Raw genomic sequence first — 20,038 nt, 5'->3', positions numbered from 1 at the left:
TCCGAGCACAAGGCGCGTATCGCCGGCTCATTCGGCGCGGTGTCTGACGGATACGCCGGCGCCGCCGGGCTTCAGCGTCTTGTCGCCGGGCGGCTCGCCGGGCGCATCACCGGCTTGCCCCCGAGGCCGAGGGTGCTGGAAGTCGGCTGCGGAACCGGGTTTCTTACCAAGGCTCTGCGTCAGGACGTAGCGGACGGTCGATGGGTGGTCAGCGACATCGCCCCGCCGATGGTGGCTAATTGTCGCCGTGAATTGGGGGCGCCGGAAGACATTCTTTTCCTCGCCATGGACGCCGAGCGGCCGGCGCTGGCGGGCGGGTTCGATCTGGTTTGCGCCAACCTCGTTTTCCAGTGGTTTGGCGACCTGGAATCCGGCATTCGCAAGATGGCGGGATTGCTGGGGCCGGGCGGGCGCCTCGCTTTTTCCACCCTGACGGCGGGGACGCTGGAGGAATGGCGGCTGGCTCATCTGGCGCTGGGGCTGTCTCCGGCCACGCCCGCCTATCCTGATATCGGCGTCTTTACCTCGATTCTCAAGGGCGTAGCGGTGGAGGAAGAGGAAATCGTTCAGACCTATGAATCGGCGCACGCCTTCGTCGCCGCCCTCAAGGCCATCGGCGCTCACACCCCGGCGCCGGGCAAGCGGCCCCTGTCCGCCGGGACTTTTCGCCGCGTACTGCGTCAGTTGGACGGCAACGCCGCCACCGCTATCACCTACAGGGTGGCTTACGGCATCTATACCGAGGGCAGGCGATGACCGGCGGTCTGTTCGTCGCCGGCACTGATACCAGTGTCGGCAAGACCGTCGTCGCCGCCTGTCTGGTCAAGGCGATGGACGGCGACTACTGGAAGCCTGTGCAATCAGGACTTGGCGACGACGCGGATACGGCGACGGTGGCCCGGTTGACGGGCCTGTCCGGTGATCGTCTGCATCCTCCCGCCTATGAATTCACAAACCCCCTGTCCCCTCATCAGGCGGCGCTGCTGGAGGGCGTCGCCATCGACATGGAGCGCTTTCAACTGCCCCGGACCAGCCGCCCGCTGGTGGTGGAAGGCGCCGGAGGGTTGCTGGTTCCATTAAATGATACGCATACCATGATTGATTTGATCATCCGCCTCGGCCTGCCGGTGGCGCTGGTGACGCGCAGCGGTCTCGGCGCCATCAACCATACCCTGTTGAGTCTGGAAGCGTTGAACGCCCGCGCCGTTTCCGTTATCGGGGTCATCGTCAACGGACCATCGAATCCGGGCAATGTCGAGGCCATTCGGCATTATGGCCGGGTCCGGGTTATCTTCGAGATGCCGGAGCTGGTCCCTCTCGACGGCGCGGCGGTAAAGCGGGCGGCGGAGAGTTTGTCAGGAATACCGGGATGAGCCGCGCCGGGGAACTGTCGGGCCTGGACCGTCGCCACGTCTGGCACCCGTTTACCCAAGCCGGGACATCGCCCGATCCGGTGGTGGTGCGCGAGGCCAGGGGCGCGGTGCTGTACGCCGAGGACGGGCGCGAGTTCCTGGATATGATCTCGTCGTGGTGGGTCACCCTGCACGGCCACGCCCATCCGGCCATCGCCGAGGCCGTGGCCGATCAGGCGGCGCGGCTGGAACAGGTTATCTTCGCCGGCTTTACCCATGCTCCCGCCGTTCGTCTGGCGAAGCGACTGGCGACGTTGCTGCCCGGCGACCTCAACCGCGTATTCTTCTCCGACGACGGCTCGACGGCGGTGGAGGTGGCGCTCAAGCTGGCCCATCAGTATTGGCGCAATACAGGAAATCCCGAACGGCGGCGCTATCTCTCCTTCGAGGGCGGCTACCATGGCGATACGGTGGGAGCGATGTCGGCGGGAAGCAAGTCGGGGCTGTTCGACCACTGGCAGGATTTGATGTTCAAGGTGACCGCCCTTCCCTTTCCGGCCACCTGGGAGGGCGACCTGAACGTGGAAGAAAAGGAAGCCCTGAGCCTGCATGTGCTGGATGCCTGTCTCGACGAAATGAGCGGCGAGACCGCCGCCCTTATCGTCGAGCCGCTGGTGCAGGGCGCCGGCGGCATGCGCATGTGCCGGCCGGAGTTTTTACGCGCCGTCGCCGGGCGGATCAAAGACGCCGGAATATTACTCATCCTGGACGAGGTGATGACCGGATTCGGACGCACCGGCGACATGTTCGCCTGCCTTAAGGCCGAGGTGACGCCGGACATCATCTGCCTGTCCAAGGGATTGACCGGAGGTTTTCTGCCGATGTCGGTAACTGTCGCCGCCGACGCCGTTTATGACGCCTTTGTGGGGGATGCCTTGAGCAAGGCCTTCGCTCATGGCCATTCGTTTACCGCCAACCCGTCGGGTTGCGCGGCGGCGCTGGCGTCCCTTGATCTGCTGGAGAAAGACGAAACCAAAGAGCGCATAAAGATGATCGAGGCCGTTCACCATCGGCGCCTGTTTTCATTACCGGAAAGTCCCAGGCTGGCTCGTCACCGCGTTATGGGAACAATCGCCGCCGTTGATGTAGAATGCCGAGACGCCGGCTATGCGGCGGAAGTGGGGCCGATACTCAGGGAATTTTTCATGGACCGGGGATTGTTGATTCGCCCGCTGGGCAACGTGATTTATCTGCTGCCTCCGTACTGCGTCAGCGAAGATCAGCTTCACAGAGCCTATGACGCCATAGCCGCCGCCGTCGTTGAGGTGATCAAATGACGCGGGCGGAGATACTTTCCCTCTTTCAACTGCCGTTCAACGATCTTCTCTGGCAAGCCCATCAGACGCATCGTGAGAACTTCGACCCCAACACGGTGCAACTAAGCTCATTGATATCCATCAAGACCGGCGGCTGCGCCGAAGATTGCGCCTACTGCACGCAAAGCGCCCATTTTGACACCGGCTCCGAGGTCACTTCGATGGCGCCCGTCGGCGAAGTGGTCGCGGCGGCGAAAAAGGCCCAGGCGGCGGGCGCCACCCGCTTTTGCATGGGCGCCGCCTGGCGCGGACTCAAGGACCGTGATCTCGCCGCCGCCGTCGAGATGATCCGGGCAGTGAAGGCGCTGGGCATGGAAACCTGCATGACGCTGGGCATGGTGACCGACGCCCAGGCGACGGCGTTAAAGGAAATCGGTCTGGACTACTACAACCACAATATCGACACCTCGCCGGAGTACTACGGCAAGGTGGTCACCACCCATGATTACCATGACCGGCTGGCGACGCTGGGATCGGTGCGCAAGGCGGGGATCAAGGTGTGCACCGGCGGCATCATCGGCATGGGCGAGAGCCGCGACGACAGGGCCGGGATGCTGGAGACCCTGGCCAACATGAACCCTCACCCCGACAGCGTCCCCATCAACATGCTGGTGGCGATGCCGGGGACGCCGCTTGCGGGCGTTCCGCCGCTGAGTCCGCTGGAGATGGTGCGTATGGTGGCGGCGGCCCGCATTCTCATGCCCCGCTCCTATGTGCGCCTGTCGGCGGGACGCAAGGGGATGACGGCGGAGACCCAGGCCTTGTGCTTCTTCGCCGGCGCCAATTCCATCTTTTACGGCGACAAGCTGCTGACCGCCGACAACCGTGATCTTGACGAGGATCGAGAATTGTTCGCAGAGCTTGGCATCAGCGCACAGTTATCTCCTGCCTGACGGAATACTCCTTGGGGTCGCCGTTTTTGCGAACCAGCTTCGCCTCTCCCCGGTAGATTCCCGGCGTCCAGATTGATCCGTCGCGGCGCTTGGCGATGAAGAAATAGCGCCGCGCCTGGGTTTTCTTGATCTTGTTGGTTTTTTCCATAACCTTCTCGCCCTTGGGGCCGGTGATGGCGAGAGTCGCCTCGTCTCCGTCCTGCACATTGAAAATATCGGCCCACAAGGCGATGTGAAGCGTATCCATAGGGAACTTCGCCTCCCGATAAAGTCCCTCGCGGGCATCTTCATCTTTCGGAACCAGGGGGGCAAAGCCTGAGTTATAGATAGCCGTGGGGCGGTAAGGAAGGGCCGCCAGCGCCGCGTCGTCCCAAAGCGGCTGTTCGCCGGGTCCGCAACGGATCATCTCATCGGCGCCGGAGAAGGGATCAAGGATTTTTTTAGCTTTCTCCACCTGAAAATGAAGATGGGGGAACATGGTCATGCCCGAGAGGCCGACCATGCCGAGCGGTTTGCCGCGCCCCACCCGTTCCCCCTCCCTGACGATGACGCTGTTCCGGCGCAGGTGGCAGTACTGGGTTATCAGTTCGTTGTCATGCTTGATTCTGACGCCGTTGCCGCATTCCTTGTTGTCCAGGCGGCCTTGGGGCAGGCTCCTGAAATCGACATCCTGCATGCTGTCGCGCACGCCGATGACGACCCCCGGCGCCGCCGCCGTCACGGCGACGCCCCGGCGCACCTCCGCCATGTCGCGGACGGCGAAATCGGTTCCCTTGTGCCGGTCGTCCGGCGGCGCGTCATAAGTGGCGACGCCGCAATTATAATCCAATACCCCCTTGCCCGGTTTGAGATCGACGTAATTGGCAATCCAGCAGGTCGCGCCGGGAACGCAATCAAGGGGAAGGCCAAGCCTGAGACGCCCCTCATCCGCCGCCGCCGGACTCAAGAGCAAAAAAACGACCAAAGAATAAAACAACCGCATCTTCATGACGCAGCAATAGCACAAATTTCCGGGCGTTTGGGAAAGGATGCGGCCTTTCGCGCTTTCCCCTCCTTGCCAAGGAGCCGATACTGTTTTATGAAACACAGAGGCTCAGAGACACAGAGGAGGATAGAGAAGATAAATAAAAAGCAGGAAGAAAACTTCGCTTGATCTTCTCTGCGCCTCTGCGCCTCTGTGTTCAAAGCACACAGACTGATAATTCCCTCTTTGTAAGAAGGGGAGGATTTTTCAGAGTCACTCTTTACGGCCACCGGCATTATAACCCACAATAAATCCTTCAATACCGTCAAAGAACAATCAATCATCGGCTGTAAGCAATTGCTTCGCGGCGGAGCCTCGTCGTTGCTGCGGGAGCCGCTGTTTCCGGTAGCAGAAAAAAATCCTACTGACAATATGAACGCGCCTAGTTATACCAATTATAAATTATATCAGGATTATAAAAATACGGTCGCCCTTCCTGACAACGGCCTGACAACTGGCTTTTGTATAAAATACGCCTAAAGACCATATAATTTATGTGTATAATTAATGGTCATGATATGTTCTTGCGCGCCTTTTCCTTGCCGAGGGATCGCCACCGGCGTAAAGGAGGGTGTGACGGCCATCACAGGCTCCGGGAAGTGTTTAGGCTAAGGTCATCCGAATCGGTTGATATTGCCATACTCGAACATAAAACAACTTTTTGAGGATATGGTTTAAAAATGTTGGCGCGACTCCCGATGCGTAAGGTTCTTATCGTCGATGACGATACGAGGATCATCCAGACCCTCGGCAGTTTATTGCGCGAGGAGGCAAGCGTAACCTTGGCCACCAGCGGCGAGGACGCCATGATGATCGCCAAGGCCAACAAACCCGACTTGATCCTGTTGGACGTTGCGATGCCGGGAATGGACGGTTTTGCGGTTTGCGGCAAGCTGAAAAATGACCCGCAGACCAAAAGCATTCCGGTAATTTTTATCGCCGCCGAAGATGACGGCCATGACCAAACCCGGGGCTTTGAACTGGGCGCGGTAGATTACGTCACCAAGCCCTTCAATTTGCCGATCATCGCGGCAAAGGTGAAGAGTCTGCTTGCTCACTTGCCCGCCTCGACCGTTAATGGTAGTGCCGACAGTCGCCGCAGGGGCGCAGATGCTCCCCGCAAGGCCGAGGGTAACGGTCGCAGGGCCGTGGAGGGCGGATGCCGCAGAGCCGGGAAAAACGACCGCAGTTCTTTGAAAAACAGACTGCTGTCCCGGCAGACAGGCAAGATTGCCGCCGTAGCCGCGCTTTTGCTTTTTGCCGGCATCGGCTATGGAAAATACTTCAAGGATTCTCCCGCGCCGCCGGACGCCCCGCAATCCAGGTCGTACATCCCGGCCAAGCCCGATTCGCCGGGCCGCGCTTCATCTGTGGATTGGGTAAAGAACACAAGTTGCGGGGCTATCCCCAAGGTATCGTGGTGGGGGACGCTGACCCACAAAAACATGGTTGAATACGTCAATCAAAGACATGCCGGAGACTGGGCGCCCTACATCGCCAAGTGGGAACAGCAACTTGTTTTGATGAAAGACATTTTATCCCGGGACGGGACCGCCAAGACCAAGGACGGCGCCTTGCTGCAAGGAAAGGAACTCGAAGCCCATATCGCCGACCTGAAGACGCGGGTGGATGTCGCCGTCTGTCTGGCCGGAGAAGCCGCCGTCGCCAAATCACGGTAATAACGCCCGCGGCCTTAATCATTCTTTCCCCTCCTTACCAAGGAGGGGTCAGGGGAGGTTGTTGCAACGACCCTCTCTAACTCCCCCTTGAAGCAAGGGGGAGAATTTTCAGAGTCATTTTTTACGACCGCCGGTAATAACGCCCGCTTTCTGGCGGCGCAGTCCCGGCAGTTCATGTCGGCAACGCCTGAAATCATTTCCTCCAGGCGTTCGACAAAGCATTCCACCAGTAGCGGGTGCGGCCCCAGGTGACCGGCCGTCAGCATTTTGATGTTCGGCCATCGTGACGCCGCTTGCTTGACCTCGGCCTGCACCCCCTTGACCCGGACGCCGGTGAACAGGAAATAGGGCAGCGCGACGACCTGCCTGTAGCCCGACATCGCCGCACGGTCCAGCGCCTCGCCGACGCCGGGGGCGCTGACGCCGCTGAACGCCGTTTCGGCCCAGCCGAAGCCCATTCCTTCCCACAACATGCGCGTGATTTTTGAGATATCGGAGTTGGCGCCGGAATCGCTGCTCCCGCGCCCCACCACCAGGAGCAGACTGTCCTTGCGGGCGGCCCCGGCGGATGATGAGGCATCCTCCGCCTCGGCGATGCGTTTCGCCGCCAGCGTCAGCAATTTGGCGTCAACGCCCAACTCGCGGGCCGTCATCACCCGAACGCCGGGGGCGGCATCGGTGAAGGCGTTGATTGCGGAAGGAATGTCATTTTTCACATGCCCGGCGGAAAACAACATACACGGCAGGCAAATGATATGTTCGGCGCCGCGCGCTTTCAGTGTCTCCAGGCCATGTCTGATGGTGGGGAGCGAGTACTGGAGAAAACCGCTTTCTATCTCCCGGCCCGACAGTCGCCGGCGCAGGATTCCGGCAAACTCATTGAATTCATTGACGGCCTGTTTATCGCGGCTTCCATGACCGCAGATCATTACTCCGGTCTTCGCGCTCATTCCTTTTCCCTTTTTTTTACTGACCTAAGCGCAGTGTCTTGATCAGAGTATCGGCGGAAAATTTCGGATCAAACCGGTAGCCGTTAATTTGCTTCAGGCATTCATGGTAATGAAAACGAGCGACGCTCTCTTCCTTTCCCTTGACGGCCTTTATAGCCAGTATCTTGCCGTGGAACTCCTTAAGCGCCTCCGCCGCCTCCCTGGTAATTTCGGAGGGGAAAACCATATCTCCGAGTTGAGTGATGACATAGAAGGCCGCATAATCCTTGCTATAGGCCCCTTCCAGCAGCTTGGTCATGGCGGCGGCGGCAACGGCTTTCTTGAAAGCCATTGATATCCGAAGCTTCCTACGACTGCTTAGGATGCCCTTCCTGCCGGTTTTGCTCCGCGCCATGCCTGATCCTGCGTAGTTATTCTGTAATGCTAACAGTTATAAAGTTATTTGTTTATAAAGTTATTGATAACCACCGAATGTTTTTTATGAATGCCGGATTAACGGCATGATCAGCCCTGGTTAAGGGCGTCAGTGCGATAATTCGCTCAGCTTAACGTCAAACCATGGGAGGTCCGTCATGGATACCCTGTATGCTCTTCTGGCTACTACCGTCTTTGGAACCATCTTCATCGGCTTCACGTTTTTGTGCTCGGCTTTTGTTTCTCTGGTTCTTCCCGACCGCAAGGCCTATTAATATATCTCGCAGGGCAATCTATTGAATGTCTCCATAATAACAAAAAGTTGTTCACAACAGCCTTTCTTGGCCGTGCATGACGGTAATGAAACGGCTTACCTTTCATCATGCTTTCGCGTCTTAGCGTCTTCGCGTGAAACATGGTCTGTTCACGCGAAGACGCTAAGACGCCAAGTTATTTTGGCCGCCGTCAAGTCCGCGCCGGGCCGAGCCTCACCGTCTTTGCGAGGAGCGGAGCGACGAAGCAATCCAGTCAGCAAAACCGCCATCTGGATTGCTTCCCGCGTCGCTGCCCCCTTCGCTACGCTCGGGGCGCGGTCGCAATGACGGCAAGGCGACCGCAGCTTATCCTCAACTTTTTTGCTGAAATTTTTGGGGAAGATCCTGTCCGGGGACAGTCCTGTCCGGGGATGGTTGACCATTCTTTCCCGAAGGGGTAGCCTTGACAATCGGTTCACCCGCCGCCGGTCCTTGTCTATTCCCAATCATTAGAGCGTTATCCGACCAAATGCATGAGATAACACAAGCGGCGGCGGCTACTGATTTTCAGATGTGGGCGGTGTTTGCCGTCATTCTGGGGGCGCTGGCGCTTTATATAAGCGAGCGGCTGCCTATGGAGGTGTCGTCTTTCGGCGTTATCTGCGCATTGCTGCTGTTTTTCTCCGTGTTTCCTGTGGCCGACGGGAAGGGCGGCAACCTGCTTGGCCCCGCCGATCTTCTTGAGGGGGTCGCCAATCCGGCGCTGATTGCGATGCTGTCGCTGCTGGTGATGGGTCAGGGCATGGTCCGCACCGGCGTGATGGATCGCAGCGCCCGGCTGTTGATGCGTATCTGCGGTCACCATGCGGGAGTGTCCATAACCGTTTCCCTGATCATGGTGTTCGCGATCAGCGCCTTCATCAATGATACTCCTGTCGTTATCATGTTTATTCCCATTATGCAGGCGCTGGCGACGCGCCTGGGCTTCTCGGCGAGCAGGATAATGCTCCCCCTCAGCTATGTCGCCCTGCTGGGCGGCATGACGACGCTGGTCGGCACCAGCACCAACTTGTTGGTCAACAGTGCGCTGATCCAGATGTCGGTTCGGCCCTTCGGCTTCTTTGATTTTACGATTCCCAGTCTGGCGGTGGGCGGGGCCGGGCTGCTCTTTATTTTGCTGTTCGCGTCGCGTCTGCTGCCGGATAGAACCTCGCTGGTCAATACCATGTTCGAAGGCGGCGGCAAGCAGTTCATCGCCCAGATCATCATCACCGAGGGTTCGCAACTGGTGGGCAAGGAGGCGGCCGGCGGCCACTTCGCCAGTTTGCCCGACATGACGGTGCGCATGGTTCAGCGGGGCGAAGAAGGCATCCTTCCTCCCTTCGAAAACTATCAGGCCCAAGCCGGCGACGTGCTGGTGGTGGCGGCCACCCGCAAGGTGCTGACCATGGCGTTGTCCCATGATCCGGGCCTGCTGGACCCGGATATTGACGATGATCGTATCCCCGATGGCGAGCGTTCGCAGCGAAACAGCCAGCGGATGCTGGCCGAGGTGATGGTGGCTCCGGCCTCGCGGTTTATCGGCCAGACCCTTCCCCAGATCGGATTTCACTACAAGACGCAATGCATCGTACTCGGCATCCAGCGCCGCTCGCGGATGATTCGCTCTCGCCTCGCCGATATCCAGCTACGGGCGGGGGACATGCTGTTGGTTCAGGGCCAGCCCAAGAACATCAGCGCCCTGAAAAGGCAAGGCGACGTAGTGCTGATCGAATGGTCAACGGAGGAACTGCCGACGCTGGACCACGCCAAGCGGGCCAGCCTGATTTTTTTGATAACCATCTTGTTGTCCGCTTCGGAGCTGCTTCCGGTGGTGGCGGCGACATTGACGGGGGCCACCGCCATGGTGGCTTTAGGCGTCCTCAATGTCCGCCAGGCGGCCCGCGCCATTGATCCGATGCTCGTTTCCATGATCCTGGCCTCCATGGCTATGGGCGCCGCTCTGCACGGGACCGGAGGGGCGGCCTATCTGGCCAATGCCTTTGTGAAGGCCTTTGAAGGCTTCGGGCCGACCGTAATCCTGTCGCTTTTTTTCCTGATGGTGGTGGGGTTCACCAACGTGCTCGCCAATAACGCCGTCGCCGTCCTGCTTACGCCCATTGCCGTTAATCTGGCCCAGGCGATGAGTCTCCCCCATGAACCGTTCGCCGTCGCCGTGATTATCGGCGCCAGTTGCTCCTTCTCGCCGATAGGGTATCAGACCAATTTGCTGGTGATGGCCCCCGGTCATTACAAGTTCACTGACTATGCCCGCGTCGGCATCCCCCTGGCCATCGTAATGTGGACCGTCTTCACCATGTTTGTCCCATGGTACTACGGGCTTTAGAGTATTAATGCCCGCTTGGCGGAGCTTTTTTCGGCTCCTCTTTCGCCTCCTTTTTCGGTTCCTCTTTCATATCCTCCTTGGCGTGGGTTACATGCCCCGACATGCTGAAAGCTTCGCTCTTTGACAAGCCGACGATGATGCAGCCGTCCCCGACGTTGTAGAACTGCCATAGCGTATGGACTTTTGATTTCCCGACGGGGATGGGGACCAGAGTCTCCTTGGCGCCGACATGCTCGATTGCTCCCCGTCCGCCCGGATCGGCCGTGATATAGTGGTGACCGCTTTTTCCCGCCTCAAAGCGCGACTCTCCACAGACAAAAACATGCCGGGTGTGGTGGGACAACTTCTCCATCTCGACTACCGTCTTGGCGTAGAAGATACAGCGTTCCTCCATTTTTTCCCTGGAGGTCGTCTTCGGCAGGCCGACAAGCTCATAGAGTGTTGCGTCCGTGTAGGTCCATCCTTTCGGCGTGGTGTATTCGTCAATCATTTTTTGGCAGGCATCGACATCCTTGACCGCGAATCCTTCTTTGATCGCCTTCTCGGCCATGCTTTTGGCTTTACTGACCATTTCCTCTTCGAACTTCTTCATGGTCGGCTTGTTGAGTTCGTAGGTCACCGTGTAGGCATACCATCCCAGTATCCCGATGATCGGCAATCCGAACACCAAAATGGCCCGCTTGGCGGCCTTGGAGCGCCAGAAGCTTTCCTTTTTCTTGGGCGCTTCCTTTTTAGGGTCTTCCTTTTTAGGGGCTTCTTTTTTAGGTTCTTCGGGTTTCTTTTTCTCAGCCATGTTCCATCACTCTATAACGATGATCGCCGACAAATCAGGATTAACTTTATCATGCACGGCGTCCCGCTTGCGGACAAATTATTTTCCCGGCAAATGTTTCATTCCATTGCAGCATTGTGATCACGCCGGGCACTACAAGCGATTGACGGTTCCCCGCTATACCATATATTGCCAAGGGTGATTAGAGTAATGGACACCATCTCTATACGGGCTTATTCGTATCTCCTCAAAGGGGGGAAAATTGCTGGACCCAATAAGCCATGAAACGATGACGGCCCCTATGCCGCTCCTGGCCGGAAAGCGAGGCCTGATCATGGGCGTCGCCAACGACCGTTCGATCGCCTGGGGCATCGCCCGTGCGGCCAGCGCCCAAGGCGCCGAACTGGCGTTCACCTACCAGGGCGAGGCCTTGCAGAAGCGCGTGACGCCGTTGGCCGAATCGATCCGGTCCAATTTGCTGCTTCCTTGCGACGTTACCGATGCGGCAAGCATGGACGCGGTCTTCGCCGTTATCGCCAAACGCTGGGGAAAGCTGGATTTCGTGGTCCATGCCGTCGCTTATTCGGACAAAGAGGAACTGAAGGGCCAATACATCGACACCTCGCTTGATAATTTCACCCGGACCATGAATATCTCGTGCTACTCCTTCACCGCCCTGTGCCGGCTTGCGGCGCCGCTTATGACCAATGGCGGCAGCTTGTTGACCCTCAGCTATCTCGGCGCCGAAAGGGTTACGCCCCATTATAACGTCATGGGGGTCGCCAAGGCGGCGCTCGAAGCCAGCGTCCGTTATCTGGCTGAGGATTTGGGATCGCGCAACATCCGCGTCAACGCCATTTCCGCCGGTCCGATGAAGACCCTGGCGTCGTCGGGTATCGGCGATTTCCGCTATATCCTCAAGTGGAACGAATACAATTCACCGCTCAGGCGCAATGTCACCCTTGAAGACATCGGCGGCGCCGGCCTATATCTTTTGAGCGACATGTCCAGCGGCGTAACCGGCGAGATACATCACGTTGATTGCGGTTACCATGTGGTCGGCATGAAGGCGGTGGACGCGCCTGACATTTCAACCGTATAGGTCTTCCATGTCCGGCAACACCTTCGGCCACTTGTTCCGCGTCACCTCCTTCGGCGAGAGTCACGGTCCCGCCATCGGCTGTGTTATCGACGGCGTTCCGTCCATGATCGAGCTTGGCGAAGAGGATATCCAGCCCTACCTGGACAAGCGTCGCCCCGGTCAATCCGAATTTACCACTCAACGCCAAGAGCCGGATCGGGTCGAAATCCTTTCCGGCGTCTTTGAGGGACTGACCACCGGCGCCCCCATAGGATTGCTGATCATCAACGAGGATGCGCGCTCCAGGGACTATGCCGAGATCAAGGACAAGTTCCGTCCCGGCCATGCCGACTTTACCTATCAGCAAAAATACGGCATCCGCGACTATCGCGGCGGAGGCCGCTCCAGCGCCCGGGAAACGGCGATGCGGGTCGCCGCCGGCGCCGTCGCCCGCAAAGTGCTTGGGCCTAAGGTGAATATTCGCGGCGCTTTGGTGCAAATGGGAACGCACCGTATCGACCGTCAGGCCTGGGATTGGGCCGAGACCGGAAATAATCCATTTTGGTGCCCCGACAAGGCGATGGCGGGAGTTTGGGAAAATTACCTGGGCGCCATTCGTAAGGACGGCTCTTCCATCGGCGCCGTGGTTGAAATTGTGGCCTCGGGCGTTCCGGCGGGCCTCGGCGCTCCGGTCTTTGACCGGCTGGACGCCGATATCGCCAAGGCCCTGATGAGCATCCCCGCCGTCAAAGGCGTCGAGATCGGCGCCGGATTCGCTTCCGCCGAACTCACCGGCCCCGAGAACGCCGACGAAATGCGCATGGACGGCGAACGCCCGGCATTCCTTTCCAATAACGCCGGCGGCATTCTGGGCGGCATTTCCAGCGGTCAGGACATAATCGCCCGGATCGCCGTCAAGCCGACCAGTTCCGTCTTGATCCCCCGCAAGACCGTTACCGCCCTCGGCGAAGACACCGAGATCATCACCAAGGGCCGCCATGATCCCTGTATCGGCATCCGCGCCGCGCCGGTGGCCGAGGCCATGATCGCCCTGGTCCTGGCCGATCACCTGCTGCGCCACAAGGCCCAATGCGGGAAGTGAGAAGAAGCCGGCGCATCAGGATTGATCAGGATCACCCGCGTTGCGCCTTGGCGTCATTGCGACCGTGAGAGCGTCAGCGACACGGGAAGCAATCCAGTGGCCGGTGGCGCTCTCTGGATTGCTTCGTCTTGCTTCGTCGCTCCGCTTCTCGCAATCCTCGCAAAGACGATAAGGCATGGCCCACAACGGTCTTGAGTGTTCCAATCAATCTTTAAATGCTCTAGTACTTGACCCATGGTCGGTTCGGACAATAACAGGCGGCTTCCGGCGATCCCCGGTCATCGGTTTGAAACGTCATGGTTCTGGCGCTCCCTGCCGGCGGGCATGCGGCGGCGCTGGTGGATGTTTCGGGCGCCGGATTTGATTGCCCGCTTCTGGCCGGTGTTCAAGCCCCGTCGCGGTCTGCTGGTGGTGCGCATGGACGGCATCGGCGATATGGTGCTGTTTCGCGGCGCTCTGGATCATTATTCCGAGGTTTTCGGCATCGCGCGCGAAGATATTACGGTGCTCGGCTGCGCCAGTTGGGCCGTCATCGCCGATGTGATTTTCGCCGGCTACCGCGTTTACACTATCGACGAACACGCCTATGCGCGTCGTCCGCTTTATCGGTTCAAGGTTTCGCTTTGGGTGCGCAACCTGGCGCCTGCGGTCACCGTCTGTGATTCATTTCTGCGGCGGGCGATGATGGCCGACAGCCTGACCTGGGTTTCAGGAGCGCCGAGGACCGTCGTTTCCCTGCCCTATATCAATGAGCCGACGCGGCCTGAGTTCTTGTACTATCTGAGTCAGGTTGACGATATTATCACGACCGGCGACTACCCCACCCACGAGGTGATCCGCCATTTTCGCTTTGTCTCGGCCGTCGCCGGTTCGGAAATCACGCCGACGCCGCCGAAAATTGCCTGGCGCAGCGATGCGCCGCCGATTGAGGACGGAGCGCCCTATGTGGTTCTCAATCCCGGCAGCAACGAGCCGGGCCGCCGCTGGCCTTTGGCCTGTTATCTGAACATCGCCCGCCGGCTGCTCAAGGAAGGCTATCGCGTGGTTTTCGTCGGCGCCCAGGAAGAAAAAACCGGCGAGGAGCGGATGAGCGAAATCGGCAGGGAAGCCGGCGTTATCGACCTCATCGGATTGACCGGCCTGCCTGTTTTACTGGATATCATCAACCATGCGGCGGGCATGATCAGCAATGATACCGGGCCGGCCCACCTCGGCATCGCCCTCGGGACGCCGACCCTGGTCATCGTCGGCGGCGGACATTTCGGCAGCTTTGTTCCCTATCCTGAAAGCGTAACCCCCGCCAATGCCCGTTTCGTCTTCCATGAGATGGAGTGCTATCACTGTTTCTGGCGATGTCACAAACGACCGACCAAGTTCGATGTTTTCCCCTGCATCAGCGCCATCGGCGAGGACCGGGTGTGGGATGAAATAGAAGGGCTGCTGAAAAGCGGCGGGGCGGCCTGACGTGTCGCGCCTGAAACTTTCCGCTCTGGTTGACCGCTATGTGATGCTGAGAAGGCGGCGGCAGGGCCGAAGCCGGCGGCGGCGCGGCGTGCTGCTGATTTCCAGCGGCGGACTGGGCGACACTATCTTGTTCTCGCTGATGATTCCCCGCTTCAGGGCGTTGGCCATGGACGGCGAGCCGATTCATGTGCTGGTCCAGACCAAGTCGCAGGCCGTCGCCTTCCTGTTTCCTCCCGATGTCCGGTTGATCGGGATGGATTACCGCCGCTTTCTGCGCAATCCCGTCTATCGTCTGGGCGTCTGCCTGGATTTCAATAACGCCGGCTACCGGCTGGTCGTAAGCGCCGATCATTTGCGTTTGCCGACGGTGGATGATGTCATCGTCATGGCCTGTAACGCCGAATACTCCATAGCCATGGAGCCGCGCTCCTGGCCCAAGCACGACAAGCAGCTTTTAGCCAACCGTTGTTGGTATGACCGCTGGGTCAAGGTCAAAAGCGGCATGGCTCATCGTGCGGTGCGGTGGACGGAACTGGCCAATGCCTTGACCGCTCGCGATGATCCGCCGCCCATGGTTCGCTTCGCGCCGGAAAGGGTGCCTAATCCGGCCAAGCGCGAGCGGCCGTTTGTCGTCCTGCATCCGTTTTCCGCCGTCGCCCTGCGCCAACATCCCATCAGGCAATACCGGCGGATTATCGACGCCGTGAAGGCGGATTTTGATGTGATCCTGTCGGCGGGACCGGGCGACCTTGCGCGCAATCCTGAATATTCGGAGCTTGCCGGCGTCATCGTCAACGAGGAGGGGCTTGAGGCCAAGGCGGCATTGCTGGGCGCGGCGAGTCTGGTGGCGTCGGTGGATACCTCGGTGATGCATTTGGCGGCGGGAATCGGCGTTCCCACTCTATGTCTGGCCGGGGCCGCCCATGTCGTTGACAGCATTCCTTACGATATCCGTATGACTCCGGATAATGTCGTCTTCCTTTATCACGACATGGAGTGTCGGGGCTGCCTCGGCGAGTGTATTCATCCCCCGGAGAACGGCGTCTATCCGTGCGTCGCCCGCCTTGATCCCGATAAGGTGACGGCGGCGGTCTTGAAGCTTCTGAAAAAAGGCGGGGCGGCATGAAAAGCTGGCATGACGCCGCCAGGGTCTATTTTGATCGCCGGGTTGTCGTCATTTTTTTCCTTGGGTTCTCCAGCGGCCTGCCCCTGTTGCTGGTTTTTTCCACCATGTCGGTGTGGCTCAAGGTGGAGGGCGTGTCGCTGACCGCCATCGGGCTGTTTTCCCTGGTCCGCACCCCCTACGCCCTCAAGTTCCTGTGGGCGCCGTTGATCGACCGCTTGCCGTTGCCGGTGTTGAGTAAGATGCTGGGACGTCGGCGCGGATGGGCGCTGGTTACCCAGGCGGCGCTGATGGCGGCGATCTTCGCCATGTCCATGACCGGCCCCGGCGTCAATCCTGCGGCCACCGCCTTGTTCGCCCTTTTGGTGGCGTTTTGCTCGGCCAGTCAGGACATTGTAATCGACGCCTATCGGGTGGAATCCCTGGACGAAGACCAACAAGGCGCGGGCGCCGGGACCATCGTTCTCGGTTACCGGGTCGGCATGTTGAGCGCCGGGGCCGGGGCCTTGTGGCTGGCCTCGGTTTTGACGTGGCCCCAGGTTTATATGGTCATGGCGGCGCTGGGCGCAGTCGGCATGATCACCGTTCTATGCGCCGGGGAGCCTCGGCCGGATGTTTCCCTGACTTTGGCCGATAACGAGGAAAAGCGCATCGCCGACCATCTGGCCGCCGGGCTTCCCCTGTGGTCGGCGCGGGGGCTGGCCTGGCTTTACGAAGCCGTTATCGCGCCGTTCAACGATTTTATGCGGCGTCCCGGCTGGGTCGCCATTCTTTTGTTCATCATGCTTTACAAGCTGGGCGAGGCCTACCAAGGGGTGATGGCCAATCCCTTCTATGTGGAGATGGGATTTTCGATGACCGAAATCGCCGCCGTCAGCAAAGTTTTCGGCCTGGGGGCCACGCTGGTCGGCGCCCTGATCGGCGGCATCGCGGTCAGCCGCTACGGCATTATGCCAAGCCTGATGATATGTGGAATTCTACAGATCGCCGGCATCCTGATGTTTTGCGTTCAGGCCGTGGTCGGCCACGACGTTTTGATGCTGATGGCGACCATTACCGCTGAAAACGTCACCGCCGGCATGGCCACCACCGCCTTTGTCGCCTATTTGTCCTCGCTGTGCACCAAGGCCTACACCGCCACCCAGTATGCCTTGTTGAGTTCCCTGATGGCCTTCGCCCGCGACATGCTGTCGTCGTCGTCGGGATGGGCGGCGGAGACGATGGGCTGGTTCGGCTTTTTCATTTTCAGCGCCGCCCTCGCCGTTCCGGGACTGCTGGTGCTGTGGTGGCTGGGACGGCGGCGACCGACCGCTCAAGCTCACTTCGTTAAGGGGTTGTGACGCCACCAGTTGTTTTCGTTGATCGAATAGACCGGCGAGTAGTGGTAGACGCTGTTTGCCTCCACCACCTGTTTTATTTGATTATCAAGAAGATAAATCCTTGAGTTAAGGTAAACGACAAGGACGGCGTGGCCGACTTTCAGGTTCAGGTCCTTGATTGGCTGACGATCCAGAAGTTGGCGGGCCACAACAGTACAGTTCCTGCCGGGCATCCCGAGACGGTGAATCATAACAAGCCGCCCGCTTATCATATTAGGGAAATCTTTGAGAAAGGGCAGTGTCGGGACAGCTATGTCAAGCCGCGCGACGCCGGGCGGATTCTTCGCAAGAATGACCTATCTGTCGCGATCAATCAATGCACGGAGCTTAAGAAAATGGTGAACACAATCATTTCCGTGTGCGGTGGGACAACTATCGCATGAAACGCTTCCAAACTGCCGCCATCTGCATACCGCCTGCCGTCTGCTCCCATTTTGGACCCGTTCCGGGGACTCATTACTTGTTTCGCAAATCATAAAACCCAGAAATGCCGTTTTTGAATTGCTATCCGCGTTAATTGGCGTTCATCCGTGGTTTTTTCATTTTGGTTATTAGTCACGGGGAGATATGGGGACATAATATTTAATTCAGCCCTGAAAAACGTGAGCAATTAAGTATTGTGTCCTCATATGCGTTGTCCCCATATCTTTAGGCGTCACTCCACTAGGCCCAGCCAAAGTGGTTGCGAACTTGTCCAACCATATGGTTAATTTCGATATTCCTAGAATTATCAACAGATAAGGTTGGTGCGCCGAATCGGCCATACTCTTCTTGCTGTTCAGGGGTAGGCGACAGGAGGACGAGCGATTCAATCGACCAGCCTTTTTCGACGAAAGATGAAAGATAATCCAAGCCACATGGATAATTATTTACTTGGTTAAATCGCAGAGCAATCAAAATGTTAAAGTATCCGGCGCTAATGGTGGGATTGTGTTGAAGTTCCGCCGCCCTATCATTTATATTTGTCATAAAGCCCTTCTGGTCTATAGCTGGCGTAGTCTCATCATCCGGATACACTTCTGCTTCTTGTAACGCCATCTTTTTCCCATAGATGTGCAGGTAGCCTCCTCCGCGCAAAAGTACCTTAACTATTCCTACCGGTCCTTGATTTAACCGTGAAGTGAGATGCCCGATAGTCGTAGATTTCCCGGCATCTGAATCGCCCAAAACCGCCCACACTCTTACCTTAGGCATTTTCATCTCCTTTAATACAAATATTTCGAGAGCATATTCTAATTATTGCCTTTGAGGATAGAAAAATATCTCAAAAATCCGGGGGAAGGTTTTGCAATTTCACTTCGTTAAGGGGTTATGACGCCACCAGTTGTTTTCGTTGATCGAATAGACCGGCGAGTAGTGGTAGACGCTGTTTGCCTCCACCACCTGTTTTATTTGATTATCAAGAAGATAAATCCTTGAGTTAAGGTAAACGACAAGGACGGCGTGGCCGACTTTCAGGTTCAGGTCCTTGACCGCCACCACGCGCATTTGCTCCGCCTTGAACCCCAGATGTTTCAGCGATATGTACTTGGCGATGGCGTAGTCCTCGCAGTCGCCGAAACGCTCCAGAAACTCGTTGGGCGTCGCCCAGTAGTCCTCCACCCCCCAGTTGGCTTTGTCGATGATGTAGGCGGCCTTGTTCATAACCCGGTTGACTTCGTTGACGCGGGTCATTTCGTCCTTGTCCTTGAGGCTTTCGAGAAACTCCATCCATTCCTTGTAATGGCACTTGTTGAGCTTGGTGGATTTGCAGTCGCCTTTTATCTTTTCCGCCTGTTCTTTGGAAAAGCGCGCTACGGCGTCGGTCCATTTGTTAAATGGTTTCAGATTCGTCGAGATGGTCTCCGTGCTGTTGAAGAAGCTGGGGCGCGTTTCCTCGGCCCCCGCCCGCTCTGCGGCAAGCAGGGAAAATGTCAGCGTTCCCAGGAAAAGCAAACGACGCAACCTGCCGAAGTTCATTGGTCAGCACCCTAAAATCAAGAATCAGTATACACTCCGGACGGCAAATTTATGCCCTTACGATAAAGATGTTTCTTTACTTGCGACGCCGGGTAGGATAGCTACCCTTTCAGGGAGGGCGCGGGCGGATGAGTGAGGCAATCAACGAAAGCATCAGGATCGTTGTCGCGGACAAGTCGCCGCTGGTCAGGGCCGGTCTGTCCGGTTTCTTCGAGAACGACGGTCGGTTCAATCTGCTGGCTGCCGTCGCCGGCGGCGAGGCTTTCATGGAAATCGTCGAGCGGACGGAGTTCGCCGTCGGCGTTATCGGCTGGGACATGCCTGATCGCAACGGCCAGGAAATACTACAGGCCCTTCGCAAGCGTCAAAATCCGCCGCGCATCGTCATCTATACCGGCAATGCGGCGCTGAATATCCCCCGTCAGGCCATGCAGTTGGGCGGCGCCGGGTTCTGTTCCAAAAGTGAAGCCTTGAGTACCCTGCTGGAGACCGTCATCGCCGTTTCGGAAGGGCGCATGGTGTTTCCCTTCATGGATATCAACCGGGCCGGATCCGACCCGTTCGGCACCCTTACCGCCCGCGAACAGGAGTTGCTGGCGGCCCTGTCCAAAGGCAGCACCAATGACCAGATCGCCGGAGAACTGGAAATATCCCTCAACACCGTCAAATTCCACCTGAAAAACCTTTACAGTAAGCTGACGGTGAAAAATCGGGCGCAGGCCGTCTCCTGCTACCTGAAATCTCACGGCGGGATGAAATCTTCCGCAGGAATCTAATGGACATTCCATGTTAAATTGGCCACATCTCCTTTTAAAATAAACAGGGGAGAT

The 20,038-nt window shown here is 58.1% G+C and carries 21 protein-coding genes; 14 read left to right on the top strand and 7 right to left on the bottom strand.

Annotation, left to right across the window (positions count from 1 at the left end; translation table 11 throughout):
- Positions 1-18 precede the first annotated feature (18 nt).
- Genes A3H92_12845 through A3H92_12830 form a run of 4 tightly spaced genes read left to right on the top strand, consistent with a single transcriptional unit; the run spans position 19 to position 3,621 of the window.
- Positions 19-756, top strand: coding sequence for a hypothetical protein (locus A3H92_12845; GenBank protein ID OHC76580.1), 738 nt, complete (start codon positions 19-21; stop codon positions 754-756).
- Positions 753-1,373: a dethiobiotin synthase gene (locus tag A3H92_12840; GenBank protein OHC76489.1), complete on the top strand. Its 621-nt coding sequence runs from the start codon at positions 753-755 to the stop codon at positions 1,371-1,373. Before A3H92_12845 ends, A3H92_12840 begins: the two co-directional genes overlap by 4 nt.
- Complete coding sequence (locus A3H92_12835; protein ID OHC76488.1) at positions 1,370-2,689, top strand: adenosylmethionine--8-amino-7-oxononanoate transaminase; 1,320 nt, start codon at positions 1,370-1,372, stop codon at positions 2,687-2,689. Before A3H92_12840 ends, A3H92_12835 begins: the two co-directional genes overlap by 4 nt.
- Positions 2,686-3,621, top strand: coding sequence for a biotin synthase BioB (locus A3H92_12830; protein ID OHC76487.1), 936 nt, complete (start codon positions 2,686-2,688; stop codon positions 3,619-3,621). The genes A3H92_12835 and A3H92_12830 overlap by 4 nt, the downstream gene beginning before the upstream one ends.
- On the opposite strand, the gene A3H92_12825 is transcribed toward A3H92_12830, so the two are convergent.
- Positions 3,596-4,603: a hypothetical protein gene (locus A3H92_12825; GenBank protein ID OHC76579.1), complete on the bottom strand. Its 1,008-nt coding sequence runs from the start codon at positions 4,601-4,603 to the stop codon at positions 3,596-3,598. The genes A3H92_12830 and A3H92_12825 overlap by 26 nt on opposite strands.
- Positions 4,604-4,605: 2 nt before the next feature.
- Positions 4,606-4,929: a hypothetical protein gene (locus A3H92_12820; GenBank protein OHC76486.1), complete on the bottom strand. Its 324-nt coding sequence runs from the start codon at positions 4,927-4,929 to the stop codon at positions 4,606-4,608.
- A 13-nt stretch (positions 4,930-4,942) separates the two neighbouring features.
- Here A3H92_12820 and A3H92_12815 point away from each other — a divergent pair, with 13 nt between their 5' ends.
- Both A3H92_12815 and A3H92_12810 read left to right on the top strand, forming a co-directional pair.
- Positions 4,943-5,125 (top strand): hypothetical protein, encoded by a 183-nt coding sequence (locus A3H92_12815; GenBank protein OHC76485.1) that lies wholly within the window; start codon positions 4,943-4,945, stop codon positions 5,123-5,125.
- Between the two features lie 218 nt (positions 5,126-5,343).
- Entirely contained in the window at positions 5,344-6,324 is a 981-nt protein-coding gene (locus tag A3H92_12810; protein OHC76484.1) for a hypothetical protein, read from the top strand.
- 14 nt (positions 6,325-6,338) lie between these two features.
- Here the strand turns inward: A3H92_12810 and A3H92_12805 are convergent, their stop codons facing one another.
- Positions 6,339-7,274 carry a hypothetical protein gene (locus A3H92_12805; protein ID OHC76483.1) on the bottom strand — a complete coding sequence of 312 codons (936 nt, stop codon included), beginning with the start codon at positions 7,272-7,274 and terminating at the stop codon, positions 6,339-6,341.
- Positions 7,275-7,290: 16 nt separating this feature from the next.
- Positions 7,291-7,605: a hypothetical protein gene (locus tag A3H92_12800; GenBank protein OHC76482.1), complete on the bottom strand. Its 315-nt coding sequence runs from the start codon at positions 7,603-7,605 to the stop codon at positions 7,291-7,293.
- Positions 7,606-8,471: 866 nt separating this feature from the next.
- On the opposite strand from A3H92_12800, the gene A3H92_12795 reads away from it, so the two are divergent.
- The gene (locus tag A3H92_12795; protein OHC76481.1) at positions 8,472-10,328 is read left to right on the top strand and encodes a potassium transporter TrkA; all 1,857 of its coding nucleotides are present in this window, start codon (positions 8,472-8,474) and stop codon (positions 10,326-10,328) included.
- Positions 10,329-10,332: 4 nt separating this feature from the next.
- Here the strand turns inward: A3H92_12795 and A3H92_12790 are convergent, their stop codons facing one another.
- On the bottom strand, positions 10,333-11,121 hold the full coding sequence (locus A3H92_12790) for a hypothetical protein (GenBank protein ID OHC76480.1): 789 nt from the start codon (positions 11,119-11,121) through the stop codon (positions 10,333-10,335).
- Between the two features lie 268 nt (positions 11,122-11,389).
- Between A3H92_12790 and A3H92_12785 the strand changes: the two genes are divergently transcribed.
- The 6 genes from A3H92_12785 to A3H92_12760 all read left to right on the top strand — a co-directional run bounded on the left by A3H92_12785 (position 11,390) and on the right by A3H92_12760 (position 17,632).
- Positions 11,390-12,202, top strand: a complete 813-nt coding sequence (locus A3H92_12785) for an enoyl-[acyl-carrier-protein] reductase (protein ID OHC76479.1) — start codon at positions 11,390-11,392, stop codon at positions 12,200-12,202.
- 7 nt (positions 12,203-12,209) lie between these two features.
- On the top strand, positions 12,210-13,283 hold the full coding sequence (locus A3H92_12780) for a chorismate synthase (protein OHC76478.1): 1,074 nt from the start codon (positions 12,210-12,212) through the stop codon (positions 13,281-13,283).
- Between the two features lie 324 nt (positions 13,284-13,607).
- Positions 13,608-14,747, top strand: a complete 1,140-nt coding sequence (locus A3H92_12775; protein OHC76578.1) for an ADP-heptose--LPS heptosyltransferase — start codon at positions 13,608-13,610, stop codon at positions 14,745-14,747.
- Between the two features lie 10 nt (positions 14,748-14,757).
- Positions 14,758-15,873 carry a hypothetical protein gene (locus A3H92_12770; GenBank protein ID OHC76577.1) on the top strand — a complete coding sequence of 372 codons (1,116 nt, stop codon included), beginning with the start codon at positions 14,758-14,760 and terminating at the stop codon, positions 15,871-15,873.
- The gene (locus A3H92_12765; GenBank protein OHC76477.1) at positions 15,870-17,210 is read left to right on the top strand and encodes an MFS transporter permease; all 1,341 of its coding nucleotides are present in this window, start codon (positions 15,870-15,872) and stop codon (positions 17,208-17,210) included. The genes A3H92_12770 and A3H92_12765 overlap by 4 nt, the downstream gene beginning before the upstream one ends.
- A 128-nt stretch (positions 17,211-17,338) precedes the next feature.
- On the top strand, positions 17,339-17,632 hold the full coding sequence (locus tag A3H92_12760) for a hypothetical protein (protein ID OHC76476.1): 294 nt from the start codon (positions 17,339-17,341) through the stop codon (positions 17,630-17,632).
- Between the two features lie 280 nt (positions 17,633-17,912).
- On the opposite strand, the gene A3H92_12755 is transcribed toward A3H92_12760, so the two are convergent.
- Both A3H92_12755 and A3H92_12750 read right to left on the bottom strand, forming a co-directional pair.
- Positions 17,913-18,449: a hypothetical protein gene (locus A3H92_12755; GenBank protein OHC76475.1), complete on the bottom strand. Its 537-nt coding sequence runs from the start codon at positions 18,447-18,449 to the stop codon at positions 17,913-17,915.
- A gap of 93 nt (positions 18,450-18,542) precedes the next feature.
- Positions 18,543-19,208 (bottom strand): hypothetical protein, encoded by a 666-nt coding sequence (locus tag A3H92_12750; GenBank protein OHC76474.1) that lies wholly within the window; start codon positions 19,206-19,208, stop codon positions 18,543-18,545.
- Positions 19,209-19,336: 128 nt separating this feature from the next.
- Between A3H92_12750 and A3H92_12745 the strand changes: the two genes are divergently transcribed.
- Entirely contained in the window at positions 19,337-19,984 is a 648-nt protein-coding gene (locus A3H92_12745; GenBank protein ID OHC76473.1) for a DNA-binding response regulator, read from the top strand.
- Positions 19,985-20,038: the final 54 nt, after the last annotated feature.

The organism is Rhodospirillales bacterium RIFCSPLOWO2_02_FULL_58_16 (assembly GCA_001830425.1).
In the GTDB taxonomy this organism is placed as follows: Bacteria; Pseudomonadota; Alphaproteobacteria; order Rhodospirillales; family 2-02-FULL-58-16; genus 2-02-FULL-58-16.
Note: the sequence above shows the minus strand (reverse complement) of the source record. Positions and strands in the feature narration are given on the sequence as shown.